Below are 17,201 nucleotides of genomic sequence, written 5' to 3' on the forward strand. Positions count from 1 at the left end.
TTATAGTATTCATATACGTTTATGATGATAGCCATGTATTACAGGAGGAGTCTGTAATTATGGCTGTTTTGTTGTTGCAGTCCGGTCATCCGGGGCAGAACTGCGGCATTTTGTGTGCTGCTTTCATGATGTCACCATTCATGGAAGGAATAAGATGCAGGAGAATTTTGATTTAAAAGAGCTGATGGATCTGCTGGATACAATGCAGCTCAGGTTACTGAAGGAAAAGCTGATTGAGATGAACGAGGTGGATATTGCCGCGTTCGTCGAGGAACTGGATTCCGAGAAGACCGTAGTGGTTTACCGCATGCTTCCCAAGGAGCTGGCAAGCGATGTGTTCGCATGTCTGCCTGTGGAGAAGCAGGAGCATATCATCAACAGCATCACGGATTACGAGCTCAGCGCCATTGTAAACGACCTGTTTGTGGACGATGCCGTGGATATGCTGGAAGAACTGCCGGCCAATGTGGTCAAGCGCGTGCTTAAGAACTCCACGCCGGACACAAGGAAGCTGATCAACCAGTTTTTAAAGTATCCGGAAGGCAGCGCCGGAAGCATTATGACGGCAGAGTATGTGGGCCTTAAGAAGCGTATGACCGTGGAGGAGGCATTTGCCTATATCCGCAGGCACGGCGTGGATAAGGAGACCATTTATACCTGTTATGTCATGGACGCAAAGAGGACCCTGGAGGGTGTGGTGACCGTCAAGGACCTGCTGATGCATCCCTATGAGGAAGTCATCGGCAACATCATGGATACTCATGTGCTTAAGGCCGTGACCACAGACGACCAGGAGGAGGTGGCGGAGAGCTTCCGTAAATACGACCTCCTGAGCCTTCCGGTGGTGGACCACGAGAACCGTCTGGTGGGCATCGTTACCGTGGACGACGTGGTGGATGTTATGGAGCAGGAGGCCACAGAGGACTTTGAGAAGATGGCAGCCATGCTTCCCAGCGAGAAGCCTTACCTTAAGACAGGCGTGTTTGCTTTGGCAAAGAACCGTCTGGCCTGGCTCCTGATTCTCATGGTCAGCAGCATGATTACAGGCAGCATCCTGGCAAAGTACGAGGCGGCATTTGCGGTGATACCGCTGCTTGTGACCTTCATTCCCATGCTGACGGACACAGGCGGAAACGCGGGCAGTCAGAGCAGCACCATGATTATCCGCGGCATGGCAGTGGGAGAGATTGAAGCCAGGGATATCCTGCGGGTTCTCTGGAAGGAACTGCGGGTGGGAGTTATCGTGGGCGTCCTGCTGGGACTGGTAAATTATATACAGCTGGTAGTCCGTTTTCCGGGGCAGGAAATGCTCTGCCTCACAGTGGTGCTGAGCCTTCTGGCCACCGTCATGCTGGCCAAGACCATTGGCTGTGTCCTGCCTATCGTGGCGCAGGTCCTCCATCTGGACCCTGCCATCATGGCTGCGCCGCTTATCACCACCATTGTGGATGGGGTGAGTCTGATTATTTATTTTCAGCTGGCGTGCAGCCTGCTTAAAATTTAGGGAATGTTCAGGTCCGGAATCTTGCTTATATACAGGATTCCGGACCTTTGTTTTTGATAGGTCCCGGGTGATAGGTCCCGGGAACAGCTATCATGAGCGGGAAAAAAGGGTTTATCGCGGCGTTAGACCAGAGCGGCGGCAGTACGCCGAAGGCGCTAAAGAATTACGGAATCAGAGAGGACCAGTACAGCAATGATGAGGAGATGTTTGCCTATTCCGGGACTGGATGAACTCCTGGTACGTGCGGTGGAGCGCCATATTTTCGGCACCAAGATGCGTTCTGTGATTAAGCAGGCAAATCCTGCGGGAATCAAAAAGATTGTGGACCAGCAGTTTGAAATCGGGCTTCGCATTGCCGCGGCAGGACTGGTACCCATACTGGAGCCGGAGATTGATATTTACAGCCCGGATAAGGCTGAGTCTGAGCAAATCATGAAGGATGAAATCAAGAAACATCTGGCAGAGCTTCCGGAGGTACGAAACTGATGTTTAAACTGTCCATTCCGGATAAGCATGGATTCTACAGCGACCTCATGGAAGATTCCCATGTAGTGCGTGTGGTGGCGCTGTCCGGCGGATATTCCCGCCAGGAGGCCAATGAGCGCTTAAGCCGCAGCCCGGGACTGATTGCCAGTTTTTCCAGGGCATTGTCCGAAGGCCTTAATGCAAATCAGACCCAGGGTGAGTTTGACCGTATGCTGGCCCAGTCCATTAAGGAGATTTACGAGGCATCCATAACCTGAGAATAACCGGCTTAACCTGAGAACAGTACACATAACATGAGACAGGGAGGCTCCGCTATTGCTGCGGAGCCTTTTTGCGGGCAGGAAACAGATGGCAGGGCATTGGGCTTATTTGACGGCCTGCCTTCTGTTTACAAGGACTGTTATAAATGATATCATATAAAAAGATGTGATGAAAATGTATCCTGATAAAAGGGTGCAGAAGCTTTGAGTTATGACAACTTGGGATGGATTACGAGACCCTGTTTAAGGCTGCGGATGAGGCCATGTATCAGGCAAAGGAGCAGTTCAAAAACCGTATTGAGAGTGGGGACGCAGGAGAAGAAAACCAGGACAGGACAATATCATGACACGGCAGGAGGAGCAGGACATGAGACACGGATGGGGAAGCGTGATTCTGTCAGGAGGACAGGGACGCCGTATGGGCGGTATTGATAAAGGAGGACTGGACTTTAAGGGAGTATCATTTCGCGGGCATATACAGAAGCAGCTTCAGGCCCTGGGTATCCCATCTTACCTGTCGAGGGCCTGCTATGCAGGCAACGGGGACAGGGAAGGCGGACTGGAAGTGATTGAAGATGCCGTAAAGGGGGCAGAGGGAGAGTGGATTGGCCCCATGGGCGGAATATGGTCCTGCTTTCAGAGCACAGGACTTGAGGGGCTGTTCTTTGTCTCCTGTGATATGCCTTTATTCAGGAAAGAGATGGCAGCAATCCTGATGGAGCGATGGGAGCCGGGGGTGGATGCAGTGCTGTGGAGGACCAGGGACGGCCGTATACAGCCCATATGCGGCTTTTATGCGGACACCTGCCTGGAGGCTCTGGGGGACACGATCCGCCGGGGAAATTACCGGCTGATGAAGTTCCTGAACGCTGTCCGCTGTATTGTGGTGGATACGTCAGAGGCCCACATACCGGATATCTGGTTTGCCAATGTGAATTCGCCCTCTGCGTACAGGAGCCTGGGAGAGCTGCGGACGCCTGTCCTGGCCGTAAGCGGCAGGAAGGATACCGGTAAGACAGCCCTTCTGGAGATGCTGGTCAGGGAGCTGGCCCGGGTGGGAATCCGGTCTGCGGTAATCAAACATGATGGCCATGAGTTTGAGGCCGATGTGCCGGGAACCGACAGCCGGAGGATAAAGGATGCGGGGGCATACGGCACGGTGGTATACTCCGGCAGGAAATTTTCCATGACAAAGGAGCAGCCTTCCATGGTGGCAGAGGATTTCTTTGGTTTCTTCCCGGAGGCAGACATTATTTTCCTGGAAGGACAGAAATATTCGGACTATCCCAAGCTGGAGGTGCTGAGAAAAGAAGTCTCAAATGTCCCGGTGTGCAGGCCGGAAACAGTGCTGGCTTATATATGGAGCGGTGAGGACGGCTGGAGCGGAAATGCCGGCCCGGGCGGGGAGAATGCCTGGAGCGGGGAGGACGGCCCGGGCGGGGAGAATGCCTGGAGCGGAAATGCCGGCGCGGGCGGGGAGAATGCCTGGAGCGGGGAGGACGGCCCGGGCGGAGAGGACGCCTGGAGCGGGGGAGATTGCCCGGGCGGGGAAAAACACCGGAATGAGAAATGTCCCGTACTCACAGCCGCTCAGAAGGACCACATCCTGGAAATTGTAATTGAGCACATGGACAGGTACAGCAGGGGAGACGGAGGGGATGAGCTATGACAGTAAAGGAAGCTTTGGAGAAGGCAGACTTTTTCAGTGCGGCCAGTGCAGGCAGCAGGGATGAAATCGCAGGTTTTGCCTATATACGCAGGTATGGCAGGGGAGCGCACGTGTTTTATGACAGGGAGGAGAGCGCATGCCTGTATTTTCTGGTGGAGGGTGTGGCGTCCCTGTATAAGATCAATTCCCTGGGAGAGAAAAAGGTCATATTTGTCTATGGGCCGGGAAATCTGCTCAATGAAGACAGCCTCCAGAGACTGACATCTGCGGTGAACTGCGAGGTGCGGGAGGAATCCCTGGTGATGGTGCTGCCGGCAGCCAGGTTCATCCAGGTCATGGATAAGGACGGCAGGCTGGCCAGGGAAGTCATGGGGGCCATGTCCCTTAAAATCCGCCGGCTGTACCGCCAGCTTAAGAATACCACCAATGCCCTGAGCGGTGAGAAGCGCCTGGCAGCAAAGCTTTTTAAACTGGGAAAAGACTATGGAGTATGTTCAGGGGACGGAACCCTGATTGACATGAACTTAAGCATTACCTATCTGGCGGATATGCTGGGATCAAAACGTGAGACGGTTTCCAGGCAGGTCAAAAGGCTGACGGAGCTGGGGCTCATTAACATGGAAAGGAATCGGATTACCATTCCGGATATGAAAAAAATAAGTGAATATTTCAAACAGCCGTGATGTACGTCACGGCATTTTTTGTGCAGTTCTGCTATACTCTTTTGTAGTTAAATTATTAACATAAGGAGAGCGCCTACATGGGATATCAATTGAAACAAGGAGACATGGAACAGGTATTTGACCGTTTATCCAGCGGATATGACATATATGGTCCTGTCCGCATGACAGGTGAGGGAATGTATTCGGATACGGATGTGGTGCGTTATGGGCAGGTCCGCACCTTTGAGGAGCTGGAATGGGAGGTGAAGTCCCACTATTCCTTTAAGGAAGCCATTCTTCCCATTACCCAGATTCTGTTTTACTTTACGGAGCATGAGATGAAGGAGGCGGAGCCTGAGAGACGGAGGCCGGCCATCCTCCTCTTGCGCAGCTGTGACATTCATGCCATGAAACGTCTGGACCAGGTATACTTAAATCATGGGGCGGAGGATTACTATTACAGGCGCCTGCGGGACCGGATGAAACTTGTGCTGATGGGATGCGCCCACACCTGTGAAAATGGATTCTGCGTGTCCATGGGAACAAACCAGACCAGGGATTACGACGGAGCTGTCAATATGGTTGAGGCTGGGGATATATGGGCCAGGGAGGATATACGGTTAGATATCCGGTCTCAGGAGGATATCCCGTTCCAAGAGGATGCCCGGCCACGGGAGGGTATCCGCTGGAAGCTGGACAGCCATTGGCAGGAGCTTACAGAAATCCTCGAATCCATGGAGCTTCCCGCGGAAGATGTAGAGCCCGACCATGTGACGAAGAACCAGTTTAAGGTCCGGGTGCCGGAGCACTGCGGCCCGGAGCTTACAGGACATCCTGTGTGGAAGGAATACGACAGCCGCTGCATTGCCTGCGGGCGCTGTAACTTTGTCTGTCCCACCTGCACCTGCTTTACCATGCAGGACATCTTTTATCAGGACAACGAAAACGCCGGGGAGCGGCGCAGGGTACACGCGTCCTGTATGGTGGACGGCTACTCGGATGTGGCGGGAGGCGGTTCCTGCCGGAAGAATTACGGAGAGCGGATGCGCTTTAAGGTGCTCCACAAGATATCAGATTTCAAGAAGAAATTCGGCTGCCAGATGTGCGTTGGCTGCGGACGCTGCGACGACATCTGTCCGGAATATATATCATTTTCAGCCTGTGTGAACAAGCTGGCTGATATGGAAAAGGAGGACCGATAGGATGCAGGCACAGGAATACACCCCGTTTTCATCACAGATCATGAAGGTAAAAAAGCATACGGATATCGAGTATACATTTTCCATGTCCTATGAGGGACAGGTAAAGCCGGGCCAATTCTTTGAGGTATCCATACCAAAGTATGGGGAAGCCCCCATTTCAGTCAGCGGCATCCGGGAAGGCCAGGTGGACCTGACCATCCGCCGCGTGGGAAAGGTGACGGATGAGGTGTTTGAGCGTTACCAGGGCGACAGGCTGTTCATGCGGGGACCTTACGGCAATGGATTCGATGTGGAGGACTATAAGGGCAGTGAGCTGGTAATCATTGCCGGCGGGACCGGCGTTTCCCCTGTGAGGGGAGTCATTGACTATTTTTCAGGGCATGAGGATGAGCGCAGGACCATGTGCCTGGTGGCCGGGTTTAAGAGCCCGGAGGACATCCTGTTCCGGGATGATTTCAAGCGGTGGAAGGATACCATGGACCTGAATCTCACCGTGGACGGGGCGGCGGAGGGCTATGAGGGGCCGGTGGGCCTGGTGACCCAATACATCCCCGGCCTGGAACTTGAGGAGCCTTCCCTTGCAAAGGCCATAGTGGTGGGGCCGCCGGCCATGATGCATTTCACCGTGAAGGCGCTTTTGGAACGGGGATTTAAGGAGGAGCATATCTGGGTATCCTATGAGCGGAAGATGTGCTGCGGCATCGGCAAATGCGGCCACTGTCGTATCGGCGACAAATACGTCTGTGTGGACGGCCCGGTATTCCTCTATACCGAGGCAAAGAACCTGATGGATTAGGAGGCGGCAAGGATGGATGTGAATACTAAGAGATTGAAAAAGAATGCGTTCCGTGTCACAAAGGAACGGGGGCTGACAGCCTCCAGGGTAAGGGTGCCGGGCGGCCATCTGGATGCCAGGTACCTGTCCATGATACAGGACATAGCAGAGCGGTACGGAAATGGTTCCGTACACATGACGGTGCGTCAGGGATTTGAGATTCCCGGTATCCGGTATGAGGACATGGATAAGGTAAACGAGCTGCTGCAGCCCATCATCGAGGGCATAGGCATCAACCAGCCGGAGAGAGGAAAGGGATACTCCGCTTCAGGCACCAGAAATATTTCAGCCTGCGTGGGCAATAAGGTCTGTCCCTATGCCTGCTATGACACAAGCGAGTTTGCCTTTAAGATAGAAAAGGCCGTGTTTCCGGATGACCTTCACGTGAAGGTGGCGCTGACAGGATGTCCCAATGATTGTGCCAAGGTAAGGATGCATGATTTCGGAATCATGGGCATGACGCAGCCTGAGTACAGAAGGGAGCGGTGCGTCAGCTGCGGTGCCTGTGTGAAGGCATGTAAGAAGAAATCCGTGGGCGCCCTGTCAGCTGTGAACTACAAAGTACAGAGGAACCATGAAACATGCATTGGCTGCGGCGAGTGTGTCATCCAGTGTCCCACCAGGGCATGGGTCCGCAGTGAGAAGAAATACTACAGGCTGACCCTTTTGGGCCGCAGCGGCAAAAAGAATCCCCGCCTGGGAGAGGATTTTATCAAATGGGCAGATGAGGACAGCATATTAAAAATCATCACCAATACCTATGACTATGTGCGGGAATACATAGATAAGGATGCGCCGGGAGGCAAGGAGCACATCGGCTACATCGTGGACAGAACAGGTTTTGAGGAGTTCAAAAGGTGGGCCCTAAAGGATGTGAAGCTGCCTGACACGGCAGAGGTAAATGAACGTATCTATTGGAGCGGCGTGAAGTATTGATGAGAAGGACTGGAGGAATGAACGGGATGAAGAAAATACAATCCACCTGTAACTACTGCGCCATTGACTGCAACCTGGATTTCTATGTGGAGGATGGAAAAATCGTGAAGGTGCTGCCCACCAGGGGCTATCCGGTGAATGACGGCTTCTGCTGCATCAAGGGGCTGTCCCTGGATAAGCAGCAGACCGTGGTAAAGACCTCGCCTCTGCCCAGAATCCGGCAGGCTGACGGCACCATGAAGGAGGTGTCCTGGGAGGAGGGCTTTTCCCATGTGGCGGATAAGATGAAGGAACTGCAGGCCAAATATGGGGAAGAGAGCGTGGCGGGAATCAGCACAGGCCAGCTGACCATGGAGGAATTCGCCATCTTCGGCCATGTCATGAGGAATTACCTGCAGACCAATGTGGATGGCAATACCAGGCTGTGCATGGCCACTGCGGTGGTGGCCCACAAGCAGAGCTTTGGCTTTGACGCGCCGGGCTATACCTTAAAGGATCTGGAACTGTCCGACACCATTATTTTCGTGGGGGCAAACCCGGTGGTGGCGCACCCCATCCTGTGGAGAAGGGTCCGCATGAATAAAGACCCCAATAAGAAAATCGTGGTCATCGATCCAAGGCGCTCAGAGACTGCCATGAATGCGGATTACTGGTATCCTGTAAAATGGAAGGGCGACCTGTACCTGTTCTATACCCTGGCAAAGGTACTTCTTGACAAGGGCTATGTGGACAGGGAATATATCGAGGCCCACACCGAAGGGTTTGAGGATTTCAGGGAGTTTGTCAAGGAATATACCCTGGATAAGGCAGAAGAGGGCTGCGGCCTTAAGCCGGAACAGATTGAAGAGCTGGCGGAGCTGATTCACAGCGGAAAGCGGGTGTCCTTCTGGTGGACCATGGGCGTGAACCAGGGGTACGAGGCTGTGCGCACCGCCCAGTCCATTATCAACATCGCTCTTATGACCGGCAACATAGGCAGACCGGGAACCGGGGCCAATTCCATCACAGGCCAGTGCAATGCCATGGGCTCCAGGGCTTACAGCAATACGGCCGTATTCTATGGAGGCGGCGATTTCACAAATCCGGCCAGAAGAGCCAGGATATCCCAGGTTCTGGGAGTGGATGAAAGCATGCTGGCAGTTAAGCCAACAGCCACCTATAACCAAATCATAGAGGGAATCAATGAGGGCAGAATCAAGGGACTGTGGATTCTGTGCACCAATCCGCGGCACAGCTGGACCAACAATGAGACCTTTGCCAGCGCGGTTAAGAAGCTGGAGCTTTTCGTGGTCCAGGATATCTATGACACCATTGAGAGCGCGGAGGAATGTACGGTATTCTTCCCCGTGGTGCCGGGTATCAAGAAGGAAGGAACCTATATCAATCTGGAACGCCGTCTCTGCGCCATGCGTCCCTGTCTGCCCAGAGGGAAAAATGAGATATCAGACTACGAGGCCATTCTGGGAGTGGGACGTGCCCTGGGAATGGGAGACATGCTGAAAGGCTGGGAGACGCCAAGGGATTGTTTTGGGCTTATGAAAGAATGTTCCAGGGGAATGCCCTGCGATATCACCGGCGTTACATGGGAAGATCTGGAGAATTCCCATGGCATCCAGTGGCCATTCAGGGAGGGAGAGACACTAAAGGAGGATGAGCGCCGTTTATATGAGGACGGAAATTTCTACACTCCAGGCGGGAAAGCCCAGTTCAAGTTTGAGCCGCCTGTGGAGAATCCCCTTCCCGTCACAGAGGAATTCCCCTATGTGTTCAATACAGGCAGGGGAAGTGTGGGGCAGTGGCACACCCAGTCCAGGACAAAGGAGGTCCAGTTCGTGGAGGATGTATCTGCCGGGGAAGCGTATCTGTTCATAAATCCCCGCACGGCGGAGCCGTACGAAATACAGGAAAATGACTGGATACACGTGTATTCTTCCAACGGGCAGGATGCCTTATTCAGGGCCAGGATATCGGACCAGGTGCGGGAGCAGGAGCTTTACGCTCCCATCCACTACATTGAATGCAACAAGCTGACGCCGTCCGTCTATGACCCGTACTCCAAGGAGCCTTCCTACAAGGCCACGCCGGTGCGGTTTGAGAAAATAGCTGAACTAATGGGAGAGGAGGCCGGCGTATGTATCGGATAAAAATTGACAGGGACCGCTGCATCGGCTGTCTGACCTGCGTGACAGCCTGCGTGGTAAGCCATGAGAGCAGCGACGCCAGGAACCGGGTGGTCATTGACAGCCAGTCCAAATGCGCGCCCATATTCTGCCGCAACTGCGACAGGCCGGAATGCGTCTACACATGCATGACAGGAGCCATACACAAGAACCCTGATACAGGCTTTGTGGAATATGACAGGGGAAAATGCGCCAGCTGTTATATGTGCGTCATGGCCTGTCCCTACGGCGTGTTAAAGAGCGACCGTGTGGAACACAAGGAAATCATGAAATGCAACATGTGCGTGCACCGCACGCAGGACGGGACTCCCAAACCCATGTGCGTGGAGCTCTGTCCCATGGAAGCCATAACCCTTGAGGAGGTGAAGGTATGAGATATGTAGTGTTAGGAGCATCCGCGGCCGGAGTCAACGGGGTGCGAGAACTGAGGCGCCATGACCCGGAAGCGGAAATCATACTGGTATCCAAGGATAAAGACATCTATTCCAGATGCATCCTTCACCACTACCTGGGCGGAATCAGGGACAAGAAAGGAATCTGTTTTGCAGAGCCTGATTTTGAGGCAAAGTACAGGGTGAACTGGTATAAAGGGATGAGCTGCACCGGGCTGGATGCAGAGGCGCGGGAGATTATTATTTCCGGTGGCTATACGGGGAATGGCCGGGAGACGGACGGTATGCAGTGTGCGGCAGGCAGAGAAGCCCCAGTCTGGGGGAAATTTGACGGCAGTATCCGGATACCGTATGACAGGCTCCTGATTGCCGCCGGTTCCCGTTCCAGCCTTCCGCCGGTGGAAGGGCTTCGGGAGGCAGGAGGAGTATACGGTTTTCACAACCTGGACGAGGTGGAGCAGATTAAGGCCAGGGCTTTGTCCCAGGAACATATCGTGGTCATGGGAGGCGGACTTACGGGCGTGGACGCAGCCATGGGATTCCTTCATATGGGTAAGAAAGTGGAACTGGTGGAGCTGGCGGACCGTCTGCTGGTAAAGCAGCTTGATAAGAGAAGCGCATCCACCTATGAGAAGGCGCTGGAGGACCAGGGCATCCGGCTCCACCTGGGAACCGGGATTTCCAGGGTGTGCTGCGGGCCGGACGGAAATGTGGCTTCTATACAGCTTTCAGACGGACAGGAGCTTCCCTGCACCATGCTGGTAGTGACTGCAGGCGTGCGTCCAAATGTAGGCTTCCTGGAGGGAACCGGTTTAGAGTTAGACCGCTTCGGACTGGTTATTGACAGCCATGGGCGCACTAATATTCCGGAAATCTTTGGCGCTGGTGATGTGACCGGCCGTTCCCCCATATGGCCGGCTGCCGTGAAGCAGGCAGTGGCGGCTGCCGCCAACATGACAGGCCATTCCATGGCCATGGACGATTTCTTTGCCAGTAAATCCACCATGAATTTCCTGGGAATCCCCACCATGTCCCTGGGAATGCCGGTGAGGCCGGACGACACCTACTGCGAGACAGTGGAGGATACGGGAGAACAGTACCGCAAAATCATCCACAAGCAAGGGCGTATATACGGCGCCATTCTTCAGGGGGATTTGTCCTACGGCGGCGTGCTGACCCAGCTCATAGCCAGGCGGATTGATGTGTCCAGGGTAAAGAAACCACTGTTCAGGATTGATTATTCTGATTTCTTCCATGAGAAGGATAACTTTGAATTCTATTACGATGAGGTGACAAGATGAGAGAGAGACTAAAAAATATGCCCATTCCCGTAGTTGCTACCATGCTGGGCGCAGCGACCCTGAGCAATGTGTATCAGTCCCTGGGATTTGACTGGGTGAGGCACCTTTCCATGTGGGCCTCCACCCTGGTACTTCTGTTTTACATAGCAAAGATAATCATCCACCCGTCAACCGTAAAAGGCGAGTATTCCAATACGGTTCCCGCCAGCCTCTACGCGGGAATCACCATGGTGACCATGATTCTGTGCAGCTATTACAAGGTGTGGTTCTCCACTGCCTGCAAATGGCTTCTCATAACGGCTGTGTGCGTCCACGCGGTCCATATTCTGGTTTTCCTCTGCCGCAATGTATTTAAGGGAGTGAACCTGGATAACTTTGTTCCCAGCTGGTTTGTTACCTTTAACGGGATTATGGTATCCCTGGTGGCCGGACCCGATATGCTGCCGCCTGCCATGGCCAAGGCAGTGCTGTACTGGGGACTGTTCATTTATACAGTTACCATTCCCTTCATGGTATGGCGACTGGCTGCCCGTGAAGTAAAGCCGGGCATGCTGCACACCCAGGCCATTGTGCTGGCTCCCTGCAGCCTGTGTCTGGTAAGCTATCTGAATATAGTAAAGGAGCCTGTCCATGCCGTGGTGATGATTTTCTATGCTTGTGTGATTCTGTCCCTGCTGTTCATCCTGGTAAAGCTTCCTGTGTTTTTCTCCGTGCCCTTTGCTCCGGGATTTGCGGGGCTCACCTTCCCCATGTCCATCGGCGTGGTGGCCTCCACCAAGGCCGGCGCATATCTGGCGGGAATAGGAAATGAGGTATTGTCTTATGGGGTGAAGCAGGTGGCCGGGATACAGCTTTATGTGACAACAGCCATTATCGGCATGGTGTTGTTTGGGTTTATGAAGATGCTGGCTGGGAAGAAAGAAAAAATTTCTTCTTAGCCTGGATATATTCTTTCCATTTACAACAATCGTTCAGGTGGAGCGCGACGTGGCGGGTAGGAGGCATAAGCAGAATACCCGCCACATCCTTCCTGTCCCGGAAATCAAGCAGCCATATGGAGTATTCCTGATGCGTCACCCCGCCGGCAGACAGGGTTTTCTCTAAATCAGCCGGATGGACCTGGAGTTTTAAATCAACTGCACTTAAACTGCGGACAATGTCCCGTGTCTTCACGGCAGCGGCGTTTCTGTAACAAAGCAGTCCCGGCCTTCATCCGGCCCCTCCACTCCTGGTAGAACACCTGTTTATCCCAGGCAGCCAGGATGTTCATTGTCAAATCTTCAACTCTGGCAATATGCCATAAAACCCATGCTATGGATTCGTCTTTGCTTGTGGGCATGACGGCATATTCGTTTCCCATACCACAAGAGTAATTCGCTCATGTATAAATCTTTACCCCTTTCCCGTCTTACTAACATAAAATGACTGCAGTGATTTTTCTATGTTCAGTTTTTCGTAAAAGCCCTCTGCCTCGGGCTGGGCGCCAAAAAACAGGGAGGTGGGGGAAATGTCGATTGCCCGCCTCATCAGCTCCCTGCCGATGCCCTGTTTTTGGTATTCTCTTAGCACAAGTATTTCTGATATGGTGCCAAACAGATAGCAGTCGCTTAATATGCGGATACAGCCAACCAATTTATCATTATCCCAAGCAGTGATGTTGATTGTTTTGCTGATGGCCTTTTGCATTAACTCCGAATCATAGGAACCGGGCCATACCTGATTTGCCATTTCAATAAATATATCTGACCGTAAGTTTATCTGTCAAATGCGCCGGGCAGGAGTCATCCTGTCTTCTGCCGATGTGTCGGACAGCATGAAACTGCAATGACATCAGTACCGCAGAAATAGCAGAACGCCTGAAGCTGGGCGGCGCCTTTGTGCAGGAATGCTTTATGGCAAAGGGGTAGAATGTCACATCGGGAGGGGGAAATGTCACAGAGTAGCGTAGCGCAGAAGGGAAGGAAGTACGCCGAGAGATTACAGGGAGTTATCCCCGGAAAAGAGATTCACAGCATGAAATGGATGAGGGATATATTGAATCAGCAGTTAATCTGCCAGAGAAGGATATACAGTGCTTAAGTACTACACACAGGATGAGAAAGAAAGAAGTCAAGGGCTGCGCAGCAGTTCATGAACCCTTGAGTTCTTTCCTTCCCATCCGTAAAATACAGAAGCAATGGATGGATAAAAAAACCAGTAGAGTAAAGGTAGGGAACCTGGTAAAATAGGGGAAGCAAATCGAAACCAATCACAAATCAGTTGTGCACTCTGATAAAGGATTTCCTTGATATGGGGGATAAGGTCCCACTCATTGCGCGGCCCAGCTGGAAAATCTAAATGAAGTATCAATTTCATTAATAAAATATTCAGTTATGAAGTGAATATAATTTTGAAATAAATATATAAAAATGAAGTAAAAATCAAAAGCAATACTTCAAAATAAAACTTTCATTTTGGAATTTTATTAAAAATGACGAATTAGGAACTTGAAATACGGTTATTTCGAGGGTGATATAGGATAAAGTGTATAAAAACATCATGATATATTTACTTCGGTTGTCACAAATACTATACTTTAACTAAAGATAAACTTCAGTTGAGGCAACCGGGAATGGAGTGAAGACATGAATGAACTACTAGTCAAAATCAGGTTTCTGATTCCGTCCCTGCCCAGGGCGGAGAAAGCATTTGCGCAGGCTCTTCTGGAGAATCCGGAGGCAATCACCCACCTCACCCTGGCTGATATAGCAAGGGAATCAAACAGCAGCGACGCTTCCGTCATCCGGTTCTGCAAACGGCTGGGATTTCACGGTTACTCTGATTTGAAGCAGGCATTTACGGCGGCAATCGCCGATGGGGATGAAGTCCACGAGGAGGAGATTGAAGAATCCGACGACGTGAACGATATCCTTAAAAAGGTATTCCAGAGCAACGTGCAGACGCTTCAGAATACCATGGTGCTGGCTAATGAACGTTCAAGGATGCGCTGGACGCCCTGATTGACGCCAAGTCAATCCACTTTTTCGGGGTTGGGGATGCGTTTGCAGCCTGCCAGTTCGCGTTCATGAAGTTCTGCCGCCTGGGAATCCCCTGTTCATCCTACAGCGATGTGATGCTTCAGTATACCATAGCAGATAATCTGGGACCCGGGGATGTGGCGCTGGCCGTCTCTTATGAGGGAAGGTCCAGGAATGTGGTCCAGGCCATGAAGATAGCAAAAAAGCGGGGAGCCACAACCATCAGCATCACGAAGATGAACAAATCGCCGCTTCTCAGATACACGGACATCCCGCTGTTCATATCCATCAGCGACCTTACGGTGGGAAGAGACAAAGTGACACGGCGCGTTGCGGACCAGTTCATACTGGACGTACTGTACCTGGGATATATAACAAAGAAAAAACAGGATTTTTCCAAGCGTCTTAAAAGGACACAGGGCGCAATTGACTGTAATAAAATTATGTAGGAGGATAAGACATGTACTGTTTGGCACCATCGGTTTATGCGGCAGATATTATGCAGCTGGAACAGCAACTGCGTGTGATGGAAAGGGCCGGTGTGACCTGTCTCCATGTGGATATCATGGATGGCAGTTTCGTCCCTAACCTGTCCTTTGGGCCGGACTTTGTAAAGGAACTCAGGGGTTACACGGATATGAAGCTGGATGTCCATCTGATGGTGGATGAGCCTGTACGTTTTATAAAGGCATTTTCGGAGGTGGGTTCCGACGTGATAACAGTACATTTTGAAGCGTGCCGGGACATGGAACATACGCTGGACGCCATCCACGCTGCGGGAAAGGAAGCGGGAATCGTGCTGAAACCGGAAACCGGACTGGGGGAGATACCGCTGGCTGTCTGGAATAAATTAGATGTCCTTCAGGTCATGACCGTGGCCCCGGGGTTGAAAGGCCAGCATTTCAATCCTCTGATGCTGGGAAAGATTGCAGAGGCAAGACAGTTTTCCGATGAGATTGGAAGGGAGATTGATATAGAAGTGGATGGGGACATAACCCCTGATAGCCTGAAGCTGGTCATAGCAGCGGGGGCCAATATCATTGTTGTGGGAAAAGGGCTGTTCATTGGAAGCCTGGAAGATAATATAAGAAAATATCTTACTATCATGAATGGCAAAGGAGAGGAACGTCATGCGCTACTTAATAGGAATTGATATCGGAACAAGCGCCACCAAGACCATTCTGATGGATGAAGAGGGAAACGTAGCTGCCCAGGCTGTCAGGGATTATCCCTTATACCAGCCGGACAACGGCTGGGCGGAGCAGGAGCCTGAGGATTGGAAACAGGCCGTGCTGGAAACCCTGAAGCAGGTGGTGGAGCAGTCCGGCGTGAATCGTGATGACATTAAGGGAATCGGCCTGTCCGGCCAGATGCACGGCCTTGTGATGTTAGACGAGGCGGGCAATCCCATCAGGCGTTCCATTATCTGGTGTGACCAGCGTTCCGGACAGCAGGTGGATGAGATGCTTAAGCTCCTACCATATGAAAAATGGCTGGAGATTACAGCCAATCCGCCCATTGCGGCCTGGACAGCGGCGAAGCTTCTGTGGGTAAAGCGACATGAGCCGGAAATTTATGCAAAGTGCAGACATATCCTGCTGCCTAAGGATTATATCCGTTATGTACTCACCGGACAGTTTGCCACGGATGTATCGGACGCGTCCGGAATGCAGATGCTGGATGTGAAAAACAGATGCTGGTCAGATGAAGTATTGGAAGTGCTGGGCGTGCAGAAGGAAATGCTTGGAAAGGTGTATGAGTCCCAGGAGGTCACGGGCCGGCTGCTGCAGTCAGTGGCTGAGAAATGCGGCCTCACCGCAGATGTAAAGGTAGTAGCTGGTTCTGCAGACAATGCAGGCGCTGCCATCGGCACCGGCGTTGTAAGGGATGGGGATGCATTTACATCCATCGGGACTTCAGCCCTGATATACACCCACATGGACCGCTACACACCGATTCCCGAAGGAAGTCTCCATCTGTGCTGCAGCTCTGTGCCGGGATGCTGGTTCACCATGGGAGGACCCCAGGCAGCCGGACTTTCCCTGGAATGGTTTAAGGATAACTACTGCCAGGACTACAAGGAGAAGGCTAAAAAAGATAGCAGGAGTACATACGATTTGATTAATGAAGCGGCAGCAGACATAGGGCCGGGAAGTGAGCGCCTTATATTCATGCCATACCTGATGGGGGAGAGGACGCCCCATATGAACCCCAGATGCCGCGGCGCGTTTGTGGGACTGAATATCATCCATACCAAAGCGCATTTAATCAGGGCCATCATGGAAGGAGTCACATATTCCCTGGCGGACTGCAACAATATCCTTAAAAATCTCGGATTTGCAGTGGAGGATATGAGGGTCTGCGGCGGCGGAAGCAAGAGCCCGGTGTGGCGGCGCATCATGGCTGATTTGTATGGCTGCAATATCATCCAGCTGGAACAGGAGGAAGGACCTGCTTACGGAGTTGCAATCCTGGCCGGAGTGGGTACCGGGGTGTTTGATGATGTAAGGGATGTCAGCAAAAAGCTGGCCAGGTGCGGACGGGTTACGGTCCCGGACGAGGAGGAGGCCGCGGTATACCGTAAGTACCATGCCCTGTACGACCGGCTGTATGACCACATGAAACAGGATTTTAATGATTTGTATGAACTGTAAAGGTACGGTATCACGTTGGGCTATTAACAGTGAATACAGTACAGACAGCAGATAGTACGCCGCACGGTGCGGCTGGAACTATAAAGTAAGAAAAATAATAAAA

General features: G+C 52.2%; 18 protein-coding genes and 1 pseudogene. 17 read left to right on the forward strand and 2 right to left on the reverse strand.

Annotated elements, in window-relative coordinates; all coding sequences use genetic code 11:
* Positions 1–154 precede the first annotated feature (154 nt).
* The 12 genes and pseudogenes from mgtE (at position 155) to G614_RS0102830 (ending at position 12,365) form a co-directional block, all read left to right on the forward strand.
* Positions 155–1,504: a magnesium transporter gene (mgtE, locus tag G614_RS0102770; protein ID WP_027640700.1), complete on the forward strand. Its 1,350-nt coding sequence runs from the start codon at positions 155–157 to the stop codon at positions 1,502–1,504.
* A gap of 92 nt (positions 1,505–1,596) precedes the next feature.
* A pseudogene (locus G614_RS34190) lies at positions 1,597–2,247 on the forward strand (class I fructose-bisphosphate aldolase).
* 227 nt (positions 2,248–2,474) lie between these two features.
* Positions 2,475–2,597 carry a hypothetical protein gene (locus tag G614_RS33320; RefSeq protein WP_278245974.1) on the forward strand — a complete coding sequence of 41 codons (123 nt, stop codon included), beginning with the start codon at positions 2,475–2,477 and terminating at the stop codon, positions 2,595–2,597.
* A gap of 20 nt (positions 2,598–2,617) precedes the next feature.
* A complete protein-coding gene (gene mobB / locus G614_RS0102790) occupies positions 2,618–3,919 on the forward strand; it encodes a molybdopterin-guanine dinucleotide biosynthesis protein B (RefSeq protein ID WP_027640701.1) in 1,302 nt (433 codons plus the stop codon).
* On the forward strand, positions 3,916–4,602 hold the full coding sequence (locus tag G614_RS0102795) for a Crp/Fnr family transcriptional regulator (protein WP_027640702.1): 687 nt from the start codon (positions 3,916–3,918) through the stop codon (positions 4,600–4,602). Before mobB ends, G614_RS0102795 begins: the two co-directional genes overlap by 4 nt.
* A gap of 77 nt (positions 4,603–4,679) precedes the next feature.
* Positions 4,680–5,783, forward strand: a complete 1,104-nt coding sequence (locus G614_RS0102800) for a 4Fe-4S dicluster domain-containing protein (protein ID WP_027640703.1) — start codon at positions 4,680–4,682, stop codon at positions 5,781–5,783.
* A gap of 1 nt (position 5,784) precedes the next feature.
* Entirely contained in the window at positions 5,785–6,579 is a 795-nt protein-coding gene (gene asrB, locus G614_RS0102805) for an anaerobic sulfite reductase subunit AsrB (protein ID WP_027640704.1), read from the forward strand.
* A gap of 12 nt (positions 6,580–6,591) precedes the next feature.
* Positions 6,592–7,554 carry a sulfite reductase subunit C gene (gene asrC / locus G614_RS0102810; RefSeq protein ID WP_027640705.1) on the forward strand — a complete coding sequence of 321 codons (963 nt, stop codon included), beginning with the start codon at positions 6,592–6,594 and terminating at the stop codon, positions 7,552–7,554.
* A 26-nt stretch (positions 7,555–7,580) separates the two neighbouring features.
* A complete protein-coding gene (locus tag G614_RS0102815) occupies positions 7,581–9,698 on the forward strand; it encodes a molybdopterin oxidoreductase family protein (protein ID WP_027640706.1) in 2,118 nt (705 codons plus the stop codon).
* Positions 9,686–10,108, forward strand: a complete 423-nt coding sequence (locus G614_RS0102820) for a 4Fe-4S dicluster domain-containing protein (protein ID WP_027640707.1) — start codon at positions 9,686–9,688, stop codon at positions 10,106–10,108. The genes G614_RS0102815 and G614_RS0102820 overlap by 13 nt, the downstream gene beginning before the upstream one ends.
* On the forward strand, positions 10,105–11,427 hold the full coding sequence (locus G614_RS0102825; RefSeq protein ID WP_027640708.1) for an NAD(P)/FAD-dependent oxidoreductase: 1,323 nt from the start codon (positions 10,105–10,107) through the stop codon (positions 11,425–11,427). The genes G614_RS0102820 and G614_RS0102825 overlap by 4 nt, the downstream gene beginning before the upstream one ends.
* Complete coding sequence (locus G614_RS0102830; protein ID WP_027640709.1) at positions 11,424–12,365, forward strand: TDT family transporter; 942 nt, start codon at positions 11,424–11,426, stop codon at positions 12,363–12,365. The genes G614_RS0102825 and G614_RS0102830 overlap by 4 nt, the downstream gene beginning before the upstream one ends.
* Positions 12,366–12,559: 194 nt before the next feature.
* Here the strand turns inward: G614_RS0102830 and G614_RS31035 are convergent, their stop codons facing one another.
* Together G614_RS31035 and G614_RS0102840 are read right to left on the reverse strand one after the other, a co-directional pair.
* The gene (locus tag G614_RS31035) at positions 12,560–12,787 is read right to left on the reverse strand and encodes a hypothetical protein (protein ID WP_027640710.1); all 228 of its coding nucleotides are present in this window, start codon (positions 12,785–12,787) and stop codon (positions 12,560–12,562) included.
* Between the two features lie 32 nt (positions 12,788–12,819).
* On the reverse strand, positions 12,820–13,155 hold the full coding sequence (locus tag G614_RS0102840; protein ID WP_044917356.1) for a GNAT family N-acetyltransferase: 336 nt from the start codon (positions 13,153–13,155) through the stop codon (positions 12,820–12,822).
* A 201-nt stretch (positions 13,156–13,356) separates the two neighbouring features.
* Between G614_RS0102840 and G614_RS31040 the strand changes: the two genes are divergently transcribed.
* From G614_RS31040 to xylB, 5 genes are all read left to right on the forward strand, one after another.
* Complete coding sequence (locus tag G614_RS31040; protein ID WP_155245014.1) at positions 13,357–13,506, forward strand: hypothetical protein; 150 nt, start codon at positions 13,357–13,359, stop codon at positions 13,504–13,506.
* Positions 13,507–14,051: 545 nt separating this feature from the next.
* Entirely contained in the window at positions 14,052–14,426 is a 375-nt protein-coding gene (locus G614_RS32375) for a MurR/RpiR family transcriptional regulator (RefSeq protein WP_242827984.1), read from the forward strand.
* A 14-nt stretch (positions 14,427–14,440) separates the two neighbouring features.
* Complete coding sequence (locus G614_RS32380) at positions 14,441–14,893, forward strand: MurR/RpiR family transcriptional regulator (protein WP_242827987.1); 453 nt, start codon at positions 14,441–14,443, stop codon at positions 14,891–14,893.
* Between the two features lie 11 nt (positions 14,894–14,904).
* A complete protein-coding gene (locus G614_RS0102855; protein WP_027640712.1) occupies positions 14,905–15,597 on the forward strand; it encodes a ribulose-phosphate 3-epimerase in 693 nt (230 codons plus the stop codon).
* Positions 15,575–17,098, forward strand: a complete 1,524-nt coding sequence (gene xylB / locus G614_RS0102860) for a xylulokinase (RefSeq protein WP_027640713.1) — start codon at positions 15,575–15,577, stop codon at positions 17,096–17,098. Before G614_RS0102855 ends, xylB begins: the two co-directional genes overlap by 23 nt.
* Positions 17,099–17,201 lie beyond the last annotated feature (103 nt).

The organism is [Clostridium] clostridioforme AGR2157, from assembly GCF_000424325.1.
GTDB lineage: Bacteria > Bacillota > Clostridia > Lachnospirales > Lachnospiraceae > Enterocloster > Enterocloster clostridioformis_A.

What these genes read in the sequence shown, in the direction of transcription:
- mgtE (WP_027640700.1), top strand. Translation starts at nt 155, where the DNA reads ATGCAGGAGAATTTTGATTTAAAAGAGCTGATGGATCTGCTGGATACA.
- G614_RS33320 (WP_278245974.1), top strand. Translation starts at nt 2,475, where the DNA reads ATGGATTACGAGACCCTGTTTAAGGCTGCGGATGAGGCCATGTATCAG.
- mobB (WP_027640701.1), top strand. Translation starts at nt 2,618, where the DNA reads ATGAGACACGGATGGGGAAGCGTGATTCTGTCAGGAGGACAGGGACGC.
- G614_RS0102795 (WP_027640702.1), top strand. Translation starts at nt 3,916, where the DNA reads ATGACAGTAAAGGAAGCTTTGGAGAAGGCAGACTTTTTCAGTGCGGCC.
- G614_RS0102800 (WP_027640703.1), top strand. Translation starts at nt 4,680, where the DNA reads ATGGGATATCAATTGAAACAAGGAGACATGGAACAGGTATTTGACCGT.
- asrB (WP_027640704.1), top strand. Translation starts at nt 5,785, where the DNA reads ATGCAGGCACAGGAATACACCCCGTTTTCATCACAGATCATGAAGGTA.
- asrC (WP_027640705.1), top strand. Translation starts at nt 6,592, where the DNA reads ATGGATGTGAATACTAAGAGATTGAAAAAGAATGCGTTCCGTGTCACA.
- G614_RS0102815 (WP_027640706.1), top strand. Translation starts at nt 7,581, where the DNA reads ATGAAGAAAATACAATCCACCTGTAACTACTGCGCCATTGACTGCAAC.
- G614_RS0102820 (WP_027640707.1), top strand. Translation starts at nt 9,686, where the DNA reads ATGTATCGGATAAAAATTGACAGGGACCGCTGCATCGGCTGTCTGACC.
- G614_RS0102825 (WP_027640708.1), top strand. Translation starts at nt 10,105, where the DNA reads ATGAGATATGTAGTGTTAGGAGCATCCGCGGCCGGAGTCAACGGGGTG.
- G614_RS0102830 (WP_027640709.1), top strand. Translation starts at nt 11,424, where the DNA reads ATGAGAGAGAGACTAAAAAATATGCCCATTCCCGTAGTTGCTACCATG.
- G614_RS31035 (WP_027640710.1), bottom strand. Translation starts at nt 12,787, where the DNA reads ATGGGAAACGAATATGCCGTCATGCCCACAAGCAAAGACGAATCCATA.
- G614_RS0102840 (WP_044917356.1), bottom strand. Translation starts at nt 13,155, where the DNA reads ATGGCAAATCAGGTATGGCCCGGTTCCTATGATTCGGAGTTAATGCAA.
- G614_RS31040 (WP_155245014.1), top strand. Translation starts at nt 13,357, where the DNA reads ATGTCACAGAGTAGCGTAGCGCAGAAGGGAAGGAAGTACGCCGAGAGA.
- G614_RS32375 (WP_242827984.1), top strand. Translation starts at nt 14,052, where the DNA reads ATGAATGAACTACTAGTCAAAATCAGGTTTCTGATTCCGTCCCTGCCC.
- G614_RS0102855 (WP_027640712.1), top strand. Translation starts at nt 14,905, where the DNA reads ATGTACTGTTTGGCACCATCGGTTTATGCGGCAGATATTATGCAGCTG.
- xylB (WP_027640713.1), top strand. Translation starts at nt 15,575, where the DNA reads ATGCGCTACTTAATAGGAATTGATATCGGAACAAGCGCCACCAAGACC.